This is a genomic window from Sphingomonas sp. (assembly GCF_003248515.1).
Lineage (GTDB): Bacteria > Pseudomonadota > Alphaproteobacteria > Sphingomonadales > Sphingomonadaceae > Sphingomonas_I.
Genome location: NZ_QFOB01000012.1, coordinates 16,063 through 29,978 on the forward strand (window position 1 = coordinate 16,063; position 13,916 = coordinate 29,978).

The window sequence follows — 13,916 nt, forward strand, 5'->3', positions numbered from 1 at the left end:
ATCGCATCGGCGCGGAACTATCCTTGCAAGACGACTCGAACATTGAGGCCATGTTGCGGCATCGGGCCGCGAATCTGGAGTCGACGAGATGCGGGTTTTTCTGACGGGCGTGGCGCTGAGCGTCCTGATCGCGGGCGCGGCGATCGCGCAGGAGCAGGGTGGCATGGCTCCGCCGCCGGGCGAGCGTGGCCCCGATGGTCCGCCGCCGATGATGGCGCCGATGCAGCCGCTGAAGCGGGCGGACGTGCCCGCGATGGTCGCGAAGCATTTCGCGATGATGGATCTCAACAAGGATGGTGTGATCGACGATGCCGATCGCGTCGCGATGGTCGCCAAGCGCCGTGAGGCGATGGAGGCCGCGATGAAGGCGCGCCGCGACCGCATGTTCGCCGCGCTCGATACGAACAAGGATGGTTCGATCTCGCGAGAGGAATTCGATGCGCGGCCGGCTCCGCCGCCGGGCGAACGCGGGCCGGGCGGCCCCGGTGAACGGGGTCCCGCGGGGAAGGAAGGTCCCGGCCACGGACGCGGCCCCGATGGAGCGGGTGGTCCCGGCGGACCGGGTGGCCCCGGCAACGGCGGCATGGGCGAACGGGGCGGCCGGGATCGGCCGATGGGGCCTCGCGGCTTCGGCATGATGGGCGGGCGGCTGCTCGAACGGGCCGATGCCAATCATGACGGCAAGGTCACGCTCGCCGAAGCGCAGAAGGCGGCGCTGGCCGCGTTCGACAAGGCGGACGTGAATCACGATGGCACCATCGATCGCGACGAGATGATCGTGGCGATGCGCGACCATGGGCGCTGGGGCGGCCATGGTGACGGCGATGGTCCCGGTCGCGACAGGGGTGGTCGCGGAGGTCCGGAGAGCAAGTGAACCCCGGCGGCGTCGCTCTTCCGGTCATGGGGAGCGGCGCCGGCCGGTGCGGGGCCTCCCGCATATGATTTTCGGTGCTCCTGCCTCTGCGGGAGCAAGGGAAATCAGCTCCCCCGCAGCGTCCGCTCGGCCTCGATCATGTAATCGCGCGTGATCGGCAGCGCCGTGCGATCGCGCACATATTGCAGCTGATAGTTGATCATCTGGCCGTTGAAGAAGCCGGTCGTGGATCCCGCCAGATAGAATTCCCACATCCGGTAGAATCGCGGATCGTACATCGCCTCGATCTCGGCCTTGGCCGCCTGCGTGCGGCGCAGCCAGTGTTCGAGCGTGTAGCCATAATGATGGCGCAGCGTCTCCACATCGGTGGTGATCAGCCGTACCGCTTCGGTCGCCTCGGCGATTTCGGAAAGCGTGGGGATATAGCCGCCGGGGAAGATATATTTCACCGTCCAGGCGTCGGTCGGGCGGCGCTTGCCGAGCCGGCCGATCGTGTGGAGCAGCATCACGCCGTCATCCGCCAGCAGCTTGCGGCAGCAGGCGAAGAACTGGCGGAAATGGCCCGGCCCGACATGTTCGAACATGCCGACCGAGACGATCCGGTCGAACTTGCCGGTCACGGCACGATAATCGATCAGTTCGAACTTCACCTTGTCCGCCACGCCGGCCGCCTCGGCCCGCTGGCGCGCGATCACCAGCTGCTCTTCGGAAAGCGTGATGCCGAGCACTTCGGCGCCGGTCTTCTGGTGAAGATAGAGCGCAAGCCCGCCCCAGCCGCACCCAATCTCCAGGATGCGCAGCCCCGGCTTCAGGTGAAGCTTGGCGGCGATATGGGCCTTCTTGTCGAGCTGCGCCTGTTCCAGGCTGTTCGAAGGATCGGTGAAATAGGCGCAGCTATACTGGCGGTCGGCATCGAGGAAGAGATCGTAGAGCCGCGCCGAGAGATCATAATGATGGGCGACGTTGCGCTTCGCCCGCCGCTCATAATTCCAGGTCCGCAGCCAGCCGCCCAGATCGCGACCCGGCATGCGCACCTTGCGCTCCAGCTTGGCGCGATCGCCGCGCTTCTCCCAGCGATTGTTGAAGGTGACGAGATCGATCAGGGCATGGATGTCGCCCTGCTCCATGATCAGCCGGCCATCCATATAGGCCTCGCCCGCGCCCAGCGACGGGGCGGAGACGATCCGCTCGGGCGTGGTGCGATCGGTGAAGCGCACCGCCACCAGCGGGCGCCCCGGCTCGGGCTGGCCGTATCGATAGACCCTGCCCTTGTAATCGGTGACCTGGAGTTCGCCCTTGCGGATGAGCTTCTTGAACGCGCGATCGAATAGCCACATGATCCGCTAGGTAAGGCTTTACGCCGTCGCCGCAATCTCCACGGCGGCAGCCGCCTCGCGATCCCGCTCGCTTCGCCGTTTTTTCTCGGCCGCCGTCTTCAATTGCCCGCAGGCGGCATCGATGTCCCGCCCGCGCGGCGTGCGCACCGGGGCGGAGATACCGCCCTTGAACACGATGTCGGAAAAGCGCGCGATCCGCTCCCTGGTCGAGCATTCATAGGCCGATCCCGGCCATGGATTGAACGGGATCAGATTCACCTTCGCGGGCAATTTATAATGGCGGATCAGGCGCACCAGTTCGTGCGCATGATCGTCGGTATCATTCTTGTCCTTCAGCATCACATATTCGAAGGTAATGCGCCGGGCATTGTTGGCGCCGGGATAGGCGGCGCAGGCCTCCAGCAGCTCCTCGATCCCGTATTTCTTGTTGAGTGGCACCAGCTCGTCGCGCACATCCTTGGTCACGGCATGGAGCGACACGGCGAGATTCACGCCGATCTCCTCGCCCGCGCGCGCCATCATCGGAATCACGCCCGAGGTGGAAAGCGTGATCCGGCGCTTGGACAAGGCGAGGCCGTCCCCATCCATCACCAGCTTCAGCGCATCGCGCACCGCATCGAAATTGTAGAGCGGTTCACCCATGCCCATCATCACGATGTTGGTGAGCAGGCGGCCCTCGGGCTGGCTTGGCCATTCGCCCAGCGCATCGCGTGCCAGCATCACCTGGCCCACGATCTCGCCCGCAGTCAGGTTGCGGACGAGGCGCATCGTGCCGGTGTGGCAGAAGCTGCAATTGAGCGTGCAGCCCACCTGGCTGGAAACGCAGAGCGTGCCCCGATCCGCATCGGGGATGAACACCATCTCATAATCATGGCCATCGTCGGAGCGGAGCAGCCATTTGCGCGTGCCATCGGTGGAAACCTGCGCCTCCATCACGTCCGGCCGGCCGACCACGAAACGCTCTTCCAGCCACGGATGCATCGCCTTGGCGATGTCCGTCATCGCCGAAAAGTCGCGCGCTCCGCGATTGTAGATCCAGTGCCAGATCTGCTTGGCGCGCAGCTTGGCCTGCTTCGCGTCCAGCCCGGCCTCGGCCAGCACATCGCGCAGAGCCTCGCGCGAAAGGCCGATCAGGTCGATCCGGCCATCGGCGCGCAGCGATGGCGCGCGCGGCACGGGCACGGGATCGATCAGTCCGGGAATGGGCATGGGGGCGTTCATCGCCCGCCATATAGGGGAAGAGGGCGTTTTCGGCTAGTTGGGAGCGGGAAATGCCCGGCCTCACCGCTCCCGCAGGCAGGCAAGGTCGGCCGCGTCGATCGCGCTGGGCGCGCCGGCCAGCGCGTAAGTGTCGCTGATCCGCCGCCCGCCGATCCGCGCGGTGATGCGCAAGGTGCCGCCCTCGCGCACGAGCCGGGCGATCCGCCGCCCGTCGGCGGGCGAGGCGGGCCAGCCGTCCGCGCTGTTGGTAGCTAGCGGGAAGCGCCGTTCGCCGATCGAAAGCACGGCGCCGTCGGCCGGCACGCCGCGGAAGCGGACATGGATCTGCCGCACCAGGCGCCGGGCGGGCCATGACGATATCGTAAGATAGGCTCCGTCCTCGCGCCCCGATCGAGAGGGTTGGGCGATCGCATAGCAGGAGGCGCCGTCCGCCGCGCGAAACGCGCCCCACCGGCCGAACTGGCCGATCGATTGAGGCCCCGATGCGGCGATGAGGCAGGGGGCCAGCATCATCGTCGTCAGGATTGCGGGGCGCCTCATCGCGTTTCTCTGCGGCAATGCGACGAACCGCACAATCCGGCCGATAATCGGGGCGCGGATTCATTCGGGAGACAGGTCGAAAGGCGTCCTAGCGCCGGCCCGGTCGCGGCCGGACAAGATATCGACGGAGTTTCAAGATGTTCAAGTTTGCCCCCCTCGCCATGATCGGCATCATCGGCGCCGCCGCCCCGGCCTTCGCGCAGGATGCGGACGCGGCCGGCTTCACGGGCGCGCGGGTCGAGGGCATCGTCGGCTTGGATCGCAACCAGGCCTATGACGATCATAAGGATGGCGCGGTCTATGGCATCGGTGCCGGCTATGATGTCGCGCTGGGCCACAGCGGCAAGGTGATTGCCGGCCTCGAAGGCGAGATCAACGACAGCACGGCGAAAGTGTGCGGCGGCGCGGGCACGGCGGCTGATCCCCGGCTCTGCGCGCGCGCCGCGCGGGATCTGTATGTGGGCGGCCGTGTGGGAACGGTCGTCGGCGGGCGCACACTGCTTTATGCGAAGGCGGGCTACACGAACGGGCGCTACAAGTTCACCAGCGATGACGGATCGAGCCGCACGACGCTGGCCCGGACGGATCTGGATGGCGTCCGCGTCGGGGCCGGCGCGGAATATGCGCTTGGCCCCAATACCTATGTGAAGGCCGAATATCGCTATTCGAACTATGAGCAGGGCGTGTCCCGCCATCAGCTGGTCGGCGGCTTCGGGATGCGGTTCTGACCTCATCCCCCCGGTATCGTGGCCGGCCCGGTTCTCCGGGCCGGCCACGCGCAAACTAACTCTAGCCGAGCGCTTCGCCCGCGCTATAAGCCTTGTCCCAGCGGATTTCGGGGCGGAATATGAAGGCGACGATCGAGCGAGCGACCTTGTTGAAGGCGCTGAGCCATGTGCAATCGGTCGTGGAGCGACGGAATACCATACCGATCCTGTCGAACGTGCTGCTGGAGGCGTCCGCCGACGGCGGCCTGAAGCTGATGGCGACCGACCTTGATCTCCAGATCGTGGAGACGATCGGCGCCGCCGTCGATGTTCCCGGCGCGATCACGGTTCCCGCCCACACGCTCTTCGATATCGCGCGCAAGCTTTCGGAAGGCAGCCAGGTCCAGCTTTCGGCGTCGGACGGCAAGATGCTGATCGTGGCGGGCCGCGCGCGCTTCAATCTGCAGACGCTGCCGCGCGACGATTTCCCGGTGATCGCGGAAGGCGAACTGCCTACCAAGTTCGAGCTGCCGGCCGAAACGCTGAAGCAGATCATCGACAAGACGCGCTTCGCCATCTCGACCGAAGAGACGCGTTATTATCTGAACGGCATCTTCCTGCACGTGTCCGACGATGCGACGCCGGTGCTGAAGGCGGCCGCCACGGACGGCCATCGGCTTGCCCGCGTCACCGTGCCGAGGCCGGATGGCGCCGAGGGCATGCCGGATGTCATCATCCCGCGTAAGTGCGTCGGCGAGCTGCGCAAGCTGCTGGATGAGGTGGATGGCTCGGTCGAGGTATCGCTCTCGCCTACCAAGATCCGCTTCGGCCTGGGCTCGGCCATCCTCACGTCGAAGCTGATCGATGGCACGTTCCCCGATTACAGCCGCGTCATCCCGACGGCGAACGACAAGCTTCTGAAGATCGATCCGCGCAGCTTCGAGGATGGCGTCGATCGCGTCGCCACCATCGCCAGTGAAAAGACGCGCGCCGTGAAGATGGCGCTGGAGCGCGACAAGATCACCCTTTCGGTCACGAGCCCGGAAAACGGCACCGCTGCCGAGGAAGTACCCGGCGATTATGCGAGCCTGCCGTTCGAGATCGGCTTCAACGCGCGCTACCTACTCGACATTCTCGGCCAGATCGAGGGCGACTCCGTGGAGATCCACCTCGCCGACGCCGCCGCGCCGACGCTGATCCGCGAGAGCGACAAGGCCCCGGCGCTTTATGTGCTGATGCCGATGCGGGTGTGATCCCGCTCTCAAGGGTTTGATCCTTTTCTCAAGCCAGATCCCGGAGTGCTGACCGCAGCCGGCTTGGCAATGCACTCGTAGCGCGCGACAAGGCGTGCGTGCAGAGCCTCCCCATCTTCGTGCGCGCGCGCGGCCTGCCCGTGATCCTGGTGGGCGAGGGCGAGGCCGGCGAGGCGAAGCGCCGCCTGCTGGAGCGCGCGGGCGCCGTGATCGTCGATGAGGCGGCGGACGCGAAACTGGCCTTCGTCGCGATCGAAGAGCCGGATGCGATCGCCGTGCGTCTCCACGCGCGGGGCCTTCTGCTGAATGTGGCGGACCGGCCCGACCTTTGCGATTTCACCCTGCCCGCGATCGTGGATCGCGATCCGGTGATGATCGCGATCGGCACGGGCGGCGCCTCCGCAGGGCTTGCGGCGGCACTGCGTCAGCGGCTGGAGGCGTTGCTGCCGCACGGCCTGGGCAGGCTTGCGCGTGCCCTCTTCGATGCCCGATCCGCGCTTCGTTCTTATTATCCCGATGCCGGCGACCGCCGCCGTGCGCTGGCCGTGATGCTGGCGCCTGGCGGTGCGCTCGATCCCCTGATCGCGCATGCCGATCCAAAGATCGCGCCGGAGGACCACGAAGCGCCCGCAGCGTCGCTCGAGCGGATCCTCCTCACCTCGCCCGATCCCGACGAACTCACGCTGCGCGCCGCGCGACTGCTCGCGCTGGCCGATCGCATCTATCATCCGGCCGACGCGCCCGCCGCCATCCTCGATCGCGCGCGCGCCGACGCGGCGCGCATCATGGGATCCGCCCCGGCCGTGCCGCCGCCCGGCCTTTCCGTGGAGCTGATCGTCATCCCATGAGCAATCATTTCGCCATCGAGCTTCGCGGGGATGGAAGGGGCTATCGCGTGGAGCCGACCGAGGCTTGCGCCGGATCCCCCGATCCCGCCCGCCTTGTCTGGGTTCATCTCGATGGCAATGAGGGCGAGACGCTGGAATGGCTGCGCGCCCATGGCGGCATGCCCGAAACGGTGATCTACGCGCTCACCGCGATCGAGACGCGTCCACGCTGCGAGCAGATCGGGGAGGGGGCGCTCGTCAATCTGCGCGGCCCCGCGGAAACGGCGGACGACGGCGATCCGCTTGCCTCCATACGGCTGTGGCTGGAGCAGGGGCGCGTCATCTCCGTCAGCTACCGGCCGATCGCGCCCATCCATGTCGTGCGCGAGCAGATGGAGGCCGGCCAGATCCGGGATCCGGGCGATTTCGTCTCTCATCTGGCGATGCTCATCACCAAGCGGATCGATCCGATCATCGCCGATCTCGGCGATCTCGTCGACGATTGCGAGACGATGCTGGAGCCGGATCAAGCCTTCGAGACGCGCCGCAGGATCGCGACCGCGCGATCCGATGCGATCGTTTACCGGCGCTTCATCGTGCCCCAGCGCGAGGCGCTGACGACGCTGGCGGCGCTGGAGGCGAGCTGGCTGGAGGAGGATGACCGGCTGCACCTGCGCGAGGCGGCCGATCGCTTCGCGCGCATGGGCGAGGAACTGGAATCGGTGCGCGAGCGATCGGCCCTGATCCATGAGCAACTGACGGATCTCCGCTCGGAACTGATCGAGAATCGCGCCCTTCTCATCTCGGTGGTGGCGCTGATCTTCCTGCCGCTCACCTTCCTCACCGGGCTGCTGGGCATGAATGTGGACGGCATTCCCTTCGCGCATGAGCCATGGGCCTTCTGGGGCGTCACGGGCGTGTGCGCCCTGCTGGCGGCAGGCGTTGGCGGCTGGTTCGCGGGCCAGCACTGGTTCGGGCGCTGAGCCGGGGCGCTGCGATGAGGCGCCTGCTGATCGTGTGGCATTCGATGACGGGCGGCGCCCGCGCCATGGCGGAGGCGGCAGCCGACGCGGCACGCGGGCAGGAGGGCGTCGAAACGATCCTGCGGCGCGCGGATGCGACGGATGCGGGCGATGTGCTGGCGGCCGATGCCTATCTGTTCGTCACGCCCGAAAATCTCGCCGCCATCGCCGGGCTGATGAAGGACTTTTTCGATCGCTGTTATTATCCGGCGCTCGGCCGGATCGAGGGGCGGGCCTATGCGCAGATGGTGTGCGCGGGCAGCGACGGCACCAGTGCCGCGCGCCAGATCGAGCGGATCGCGAAGGGCTGGCGCCTGCGCGCCGTGGCGGATCCCCTGATCCTGCTCACGCATGCCCAGACGCCCGAAGCGATTGCCGCGCCGAAAATCATCGCGCCTGCGGATCTCGATCGCTGCCGGGATCTGGGCGCGGCGATCGCGGGCGGGCTGGCACTGGGGATCTACTGACGATCATCGCCTGCCCATCAGTGCGGGCGGGTGAGGGCTTTCTGCCGTCAGGCGATCAACATGCCCGCCAGCGCCGCCGACATCAGATTGGCAAGGCTGCCGGCGCAGAGAGCGCGAATGCCGAGCTTGGCGATCATCGGCCGCTGATTGGGCGCCAGATTGCCCGTCACCGCCATCTGGATCGCGATCGAAGAGAAATTGGCGAAGCCGCACAGCGCGAAGGTGACGACGGCAGTGGCATGTTCCGATAGCGGCGGGGCGAGCTTGCCGAGGTGGATATAGGCCACGAATTCATTGAGAACGATCTTCTCGCCGAACAGACCACCGGCGGCGCGCGCCTCGTTCCAGGGCACGTTCAGAAGATACATGACGGGCGCGAACACCGATCCGAGCAGCTTCTGGAAAGTCAGGTCCTGCTGGCCCAGCATAGAGCCGATCCCGCCCAGCAGCCCGTTTGCCAGTGCGACGAGCGCGACGAAGGCCAGCACCATCGCGCCCACCGCCACCGCCAGCCGCACGCCCAGTTGCGCGCCTTCGGCCGCTGCCTGGATCAGGTTGGCGGGGCGTTCCTCCGCCTCATGTACCTCGGCGATCGCGATCGCATCGTCTTCCAGCTTTTCCGCGGCCGCACCCGATCCCGGCCGGGGATCGGGCATCATCAGCTTCGCCATCAGGATGCCCCCGGGCGCGGACATGAAGCTGGCCGCGAGCAGATAATCGATCTTCACGCCCATTGCGGCATAAGCGGCCAGGATCGTTCCGGCGACGCCCGCCATGCCGCTCGTCATCACGGTGAAAAGCTGCGTCGGGGTGAGCCCCGCCAGATAGGGGCGGATCACGAGCGGCGATTCCGATTGGCCCACGAAGATGTTGGCCGCCGCGCACAGCGATTCCACCTTGGAAACGCCGATCACCTTCTCGATCCCGCCGCCGATCCAGCGGACGACGAATTGCATGATGCCCAGATAATAGAGGATCGAGACGAGCGACGCGAAGAAGATGATCACCGGCAATGCGGCGATGGCGAAGGCACGGCCGCCGATTTCGGGCGCCGCGATCGGCCCGAAGATGAAATCGGTGCCCGCCTGCGCATAACCCAGCAGCGCGCCGACGCCTTCGGAAAGCGCCCCGATCACATAGCGCCCGGCTGGCACATAGAGGACGAGCACGGCGATGCCGGCCTGAAGCGCGAAGGCCGCCCCCACAACGCGGAGCCGGATGGCGCGCCGATCGCTGGAAAGGATCACGGCCACCAGGACGAGAATGGCCATGCCGATCGGGCCGAGCAGGAAACGGTTCATGCGGTGCGTGGCGCCCTCATCTGCGCGAGGACCGGCGTCGTGCCTCCGGCACGCCTTGCCTTGCCAGCCCCGCGAAAGCGCAGCTTAGCCGCTTCTCGGGCGCCGTAAATGCCTGTCCGTCAGGCGGCGCGCAGCCCGGATGCGATCGGTGCCGGCATGGCCTGTCGCCGGCCCGGCCCGATCGCCTGCGCGATCTCGGCCTCGCTGGGCATGGGCAGTTCGATCAGGCAGCGGAAGCCCAGGCCCGAAAAGGATCGGAAGGGCTTGGCCGTGGCAAAGGCGGCCACGCTGTCGGGCCGGCGCTGGATGCCGGATGACGTGCCCGGCGGCAGCGCGACGGGCTGGCCGAATCCGCCGCCGTGCGAGGAGCCGACCGAACGGCCATCGGCATCCACGATGGTCACGGTTGCCTCGAGCCCGGTCTCGCCGCGCAGCGAGGATTCCGAGAGAATCTCTTCCATCAGCTGCTGCCAGTCGAATTCCAGATACAGCACGCCTTCCGGCTTCGCATGGGGATGCGGCCGCACCCCCATCACGAAGACGAGCACCGCGCGATAGTTGGAGAAGGGATTCTGCCACACGGCATCGGTGAACCAGGCGGCGGAATCGGTCGACGCCATCACCCTGTTGAACTGCTCGGCATCGGAGAAATCGTGCAGCGCGAGATTGGCGGCCGGTCGGGCGTTCATGATCAGGCGGCCCTCGGCGGATACGACGAAGGCGTTGCGATATTCGCCGCTCACGTCCGTCAGGTGGGCCAGCCGCGCATTGCCGGCGGCGATCGCCTCGGGCGTGCGCAGGTGGGTCGCCTCCACCACCGCGGGGTCTGTCGAGAGCATGGCCAGATGCTCCGCGCGGCCCGCCAGCGTCCGCGTGATCTGGATCATGTAGCGCTCGGCCAGTTCCACCAGGTGCGCGCCCTCGATCTCGTTCAGCATCTCGTCGGCGATCCCGTTCGCGCGATCCAGCCGGTTGAGCACGTCGGCACGGAAGGCGGCGGCCGATTTGCGCGCCTGGCCGGCGAGCGCCTTCACCTCCTGCGCCACCACGGAAAAGCCGCGTCCGGCTTCCCCGGAACGTGCGGCTTCGATCGTCGCGTTCAGCGCGAGCAGATTCGTATGGCTGGCCACACGCTCTGATTCGGCGGCATGAAGCTCCACCTCCTCGCGCAGGATCGACAGCAATGCTCGTATGCGACGGGGCATCTGGATGTCCGTTGACGGAAAAGCAGGGAAATCTAGGCGCTAATTGGTAAATGAAGGCTTAGCGCCGGTCCGGGCGGCCGCGATTTCATTGCATTGCAAAATGGATGCGCGGCGGGATCGTCCCGCCCGTGCGTTTGCCGCCGTTCATTTGGGCCGCAAGCTGGCCTCGTGGCGCTGGACATGCCTCGATGTCGCCCCTATCCGGCCTTGGGCATGAGCGTCGCCCCGCAAGATTGCATCCTTATCGTCGATTTCGGCAGCCAGGTGACCCAGCTGATCGCACGCCGCGTGCGCGAAGCGGGCGTCTATAGCGAGATCGCCCCCTTCAACGCCGCCGATGCCGCTTTCGATCGGCTGAGGCCTGCCGGCATCATCCTTTCGGGCGGCCCCGCCTCCGTGACGGAGGCGACGAGCCCGCGGGCGCCGCAGCGTTTCTTCGAGGCCGGCATCCCGATCCTCGGCATCTGCTACGGCCAGCAGACGATGTGCCAGCAGCTGGGCGGCGAGGTCGTCGTCTCGGGCGAGGGCGGCGAATTCGGCCGTGCCTTCGTGGAGGTCACGGCCCGCTCCGGTCTGTTCGACGGCCTCTGGAGCAGGGGCGAGCGCCATCAGGTGTGGATGAGCCACGGCGACAAGGTCACGCGCCTGCCGGAAGGCTTCGCGCCGATCGCCGTTTCCGAAGGTGCGCCCTTCGCCATCACGGCGGACGAGAAGCGCCGCTTCTACGGTGTCCAGTTCCACCCGGAAGTCGTCCACACGCCCGATGGCGGCAAGCTGATCGCCAATTTCGCGCGCCATGTCTGCGGGCTGGCGGGGGACTGGACGATGGCCGAGTTCCGCGCCGCCAAGATCGCGGAAATCCGCGAGCAGGTCGGCTCCGGCCGCGTCATCTGCGGGCTTTCCGGTGGCGTCGATTCGGCGGTGGCGGCGGTGCTGATCCACGAGGCGATCGGCGATCAGTTGACTTGCGTGTTCGTCGATCACGGCCTGATGCGGCTGGGCGAGGCGGAGCAGGTGGTGAGCCTGTTCCGCGAACATTATGGCATCCCCCTCGTCCATGTGGATGCGAGCGAGCAGTTTCTTGGCGGCCTCAAGGGGCTCACCGATCCGGAGGCCAAGCGCAAGTTCATCGGCAAGGCCTTCATCGAGCTGTTCGAAGCCGAGGCGAAGAAGATTGGCGGCGCCGATTTCCTGGCGCAGGGCACGCTCTATCCGGACGTGATCGAGAGCGTCTCCTTCACCGGCGGCCCGTCCGTGACGATCAAGAGCCACCACAATGTCGGCGGCCTGCCCGAGCGGATGAACATGAAACTCGTCGAGCCGCTGCGCGAGCTGTTCAAGGATGAGGTACGCGTGCTGGGCAAGGAACTGGGCCTGCCCGACGCGTTCGTCGGCCGCCACCCTTTCCCGGGGCCGGGCCTCGCCATCCGCATTCCCGGCGAGGTGACGAAGGAACGCTGCGATATCCTGCGCAAGGCGGATTACATCTATCTGGACGAGATTCGTCGCGCGGGTCTTTACGAAGCGATCTGGCAGGCCTTCGCGGTGCTGCTGCCCGTGCGCACGGTGGGCGTGATGGGCGATCATCGCACCTATGACAGCGTCTGCGCGTTGCGCGCCGTCACCTCGACGGATGGCATGACGGCGGACATCTATCCCTTCGACGCCGCCTTCCTCGCCCGCTGTGCCACGCGCATCGTCAATGAGGTACAGGGCATCAACAGGGTGGTGTACGATTATACCTCGAAGCCGCCCGGCACAATCGAGTGGGAGTGACTCCGCCGCCGGGTGCTTCCCGGCGAGCTGCGTGATCGCATTGCCATATGCTGAGCTGTCCGGGGTAGGACTGCCGCGCGGTCCTGTGCGCGTTGGCTGCAGGAAGGAGGCCGGTCGCCGCTGAGAGCGGACGGATCCGTGCCGGGCAGCCGTCCGGGTGTTCGGAACCATGTCGATCGCTTCTGGACTAGCCTTGCGCTTCGGGTGTGGGTGGTGGTGTTTCCAGGCGGACCGAAAGCGCCGGGTCCCAGATCGCGTAGGTCTTCTTGAGGAAGATCGATTCGAGCACGCCCTGGCCCACCCCGAACAGGCTGAGCAAAGCGGAGGATATCAGCGAGAACGGCTTGATCTGGGCACGCTCGCCCACGACGAGCAGGATCGCGGCGACGAGCAGCGCGATCCCGGCGACGAGCGGACCGGCGGCCAGCCCCAGTGCCACGAATCCGGCGATGATCGCACCCGCCACGAAGAAAGGCATGAACCATTTGATCGGCCGGTGCGAGACATAGGCGTAGAGCGGAAGCCAGCGCATCCGCCGCAGCCGGGGCCACATCGCGCGATGGACGTTGAGCGCCTGGCAGGCGATCCGCTGTTTGCGGCGCTTTTCCTCGTCGGCGCCGGTGGCGCTGCGTTCATAGACATGGACATGATCGACCGAGACGATCCGGCTGCCCGAGGCGAGAATCTGCAGGCTCAGATAAAGATCGTCGATCAGATAGGGCGGGGGCGGCGAATGCAGCGACCGCCGCATCATGAACATCGCGCCATCGCATCCGACCAGCCCGATCCGGTCGCTTTCGATGCGCTTGATCCACTCCTCCAGCGCCCAATAGAAGGATCCCAGCCGGCTGGTCGGCGATTCCCTGCTGTTGGAATAGATGAGCTGGGCGGTGGTGCAGCCGATCGTGGGATCCGCTAGCGGCGCGGAAAGCTCGATCGCGACATCCGCTTCGCTTTCCACATTGGCATCGGTGAACAGCAGCAGCTCGCTCCGGCTGCGCTCCACCAGCAGGTTCATGCCGTAGGTCTTGCCGGTGCGTTCGGTGCCGATGACGAGATCGATCCGATCGGCATAACGTTGCGCGATCGCGACCGTATCGTCGGAGGGGGCATCAAGATAGACGTGAATGGTGGCCGGGCCATAAGCGCGCGCGATTTCGATCAGCCGCTCGATTTTCGCGGCGATCACCTCCTGCTCGCGATAGGCGCACATGCAGATGGCCAGCGACGGGCGCGGCGCATCCGGCGCGCGCAGCCGGGCTGGCGCATGTTTGCGGCCGAATGCCGCGAGACTGAGAGGGTAGGTCAGCATCGGATGGACCGACAGCGCAAGAAGCGCCGCAGCCATCGCTACTGCCAGATCAAAACCCGTGCCGATGATGGCCC

Annotated in this window: 13 protein-coding genes; 7 read left to right on the plus strand and 6 right to left on the minus strand. The window is 66.5% G+C overall.

What is annotated here, in order from left to right; all coding sequences use genetic code 11:
• The first annotated feature begins 88 nt into the window (after nucleotides 1-88).
• Entirely contained in the window at nucleotides 89-874 is a 786-nt protein-coding gene (locus DI605_RS17005) for an EF-hand domain-containing protein (RefSeq protein WP_293976280.1), read from the plus strand.
• Between the two features lie 104 nt (nucleotides 875-978).
• On the opposite strand, the gene DI605_RS17010 is transcribed toward DI605_RS17005, so the two are convergent.
• The 3 genes from DI605_RS17010 to DI605_RS17020 form a co-directional block, all read right to left on the minus strand.
• On the minus strand, nucleotides 979-2,211 hold the full coding sequence (locus DI605_RS17010) for a cyclopropane-fatty-acyl-phospholipid synthase family protein (protein ID WP_293976282.1): 1,233 nt from the start codon (nucleotides 2,209-2,211) through the stop codon (nucleotides 979-981).
• An 18-nt stretch (nucleotides 2,212-2,229) separates the two neighbouring features.
• Nucleotides 2,230-3,420 carry a 23S rRNA (adenine(2503)-C(2))-methyltransferase RlmN gene (gene rlmN / locus DI605_RS17015; RefSeq protein WP_293976284.1) on the minus strand — a complete coding sequence of 397 codons (1,191 nt, stop codon included), beginning with the start codon at nucleotides 3,418-3,420 and terminating at the stop codon, nucleotides 2,230-2,232.
• A 72-nt stretch (nucleotides 3,421-3,492) separates the two neighbouring features.
• On the minus strand, nucleotides 3,493-3,972 hold the full coding sequence (locus DI605_RS17020; RefSeq protein WP_293976286.1) for a hypothetical protein: 480 nt from the start codon (nucleotides 3,970-3,972) through the stop codon (nucleotides 3,493-3,495).
• Nucleotides 3,973-4,109: 137 nt separating this feature from the next.
• On the opposite strand from DI605_RS17020, the gene DI605_RS17025 reads away from it, so the two are divergent.
• The 5 genes from DI605_RS17025 to DI605_RS17045 all read left to right on the plus strand — a co-directional run bounded on the left by DI605_RS17025 (nucleotide 4,110) and on the right by DI605_RS17045 (nucleotide 8,248).
• Entirely contained in the window at nucleotides 4,110-4,700 is a 591-nt protein-coding gene (locus tag DI605_RS17025) for an outer membrane beta-barrel protein (protein WP_293976288.1), read from the plus strand.
• A gap of 119 nt (nucleotides 4,701-4,819) precedes the next feature.
• A complete protein-coding gene (gene dnaN, locus DI605_RS17030; RefSeq protein ID WP_293976290.1) occupies nucleotides 4,820-5,932 on the plus strand; it encodes a DNA polymerase III subunit beta in 1,113 nt (370 codons plus the stop codon).
• Between the two features lie 98 nt (nucleotides 5,933-6,030).
• Entirely contained in the window at nucleotides 6,031-6,780 is a 750-nt protein-coding gene (locus DI605_RS17035) for an NAD(P)-dependent oxidoreductase (protein WP_293976292.1), read from the plus strand.
• On the plus strand, nucleotides 6,777-7,742 hold the full coding sequence (locus DI605_RS17040) for a zinc transporter ZntB (protein WP_293976294.1): 966 nt from the start codon (nucleotides 6,777-6,779) through the stop codon (nucleotides 7,740-7,742). The genes DI605_RS17035 and DI605_RS17040 overlap by 4 nt, the downstream gene beginning before the upstream one ends.
• 14 nt (nucleotides 7,743-7,756) lie before the next feature.
• Nucleotides 7,757-8,248: a flavodoxin family protein gene (locus DI605_RS17045; RefSeq protein WP_293976296.1), complete on the plus strand. Its 492-nt coding sequence runs from the start codon at nucleotides 7,757-7,759 to the stop codon at nucleotides 8,246-8,248.
• 47 nt (nucleotides 8,249-8,295) lie between these two features.
• Here DI605_RS17045 and DI605_RS17050 read toward each other — a convergent pair whose 3' ends face one another.
• Both DI605_RS17050 and DI605_RS17055 read right to left on the minus strand, forming a co-directional pair.
• The gene (locus DI605_RS17050) at nucleotides 8,296-9,549 is read right to left on the minus strand and encodes a nucleoside transporter C-terminal domain-containing protein (protein WP_293976298.1); all 1,254 of its coding nucleotides are present in this window, start codon (nucleotides 9,547-9,549) and stop codon (nucleotides 8,296-8,298) included.
• Nucleotides 9,550-9,668: 119 nt separating this feature from the next.
• The gene (locus DI605_RS17055) at nucleotides 9,669-10,754 is read right to left on the minus strand and encodes a methyl-accepting chemotaxis protein (protein WP_293976300.1); all 1,086 of its coding nucleotides are present in this window, start codon (nucleotides 10,752-10,754) and stop codon (nucleotides 9,669-9,671) included.
• Between the two features lie 213 nt (nucleotides 10,755-10,967).
• Here DI605_RS17055 and guaA point away from each other — a divergent pair, with 213 nt between their 5' ends.
• On the plus strand, nucleotides 10,968-12,530 hold the full coding sequence (guaA, locus tag DI605_RS17060) for a glutamine-hydrolyzing GMP synthase (protein ID WP_293976301.1): 1,563 nt from the start codon (nucleotides 10,968-10,970) through the stop codon (nucleotides 12,528-12,530).
• Nucleotides 12,531-12,717: 187 nt separating this feature from the next.
• Here the strand turns inward: guaA and DI605_RS17065 are convergent, their stop codons facing one another.
• Nucleotides 12,718-13,878, minus strand: a complete 1,161-nt coding sequence (locus DI605_RS17065) for a glycosyltransferase (protein WP_293976302.1) — start codon at nucleotides 13,876-13,878, stop codon at nucleotides 12,718-12,720.
• Between the last annotated feature and the right edge of the window lie 38 nt (nucleotides 13,879-13,916).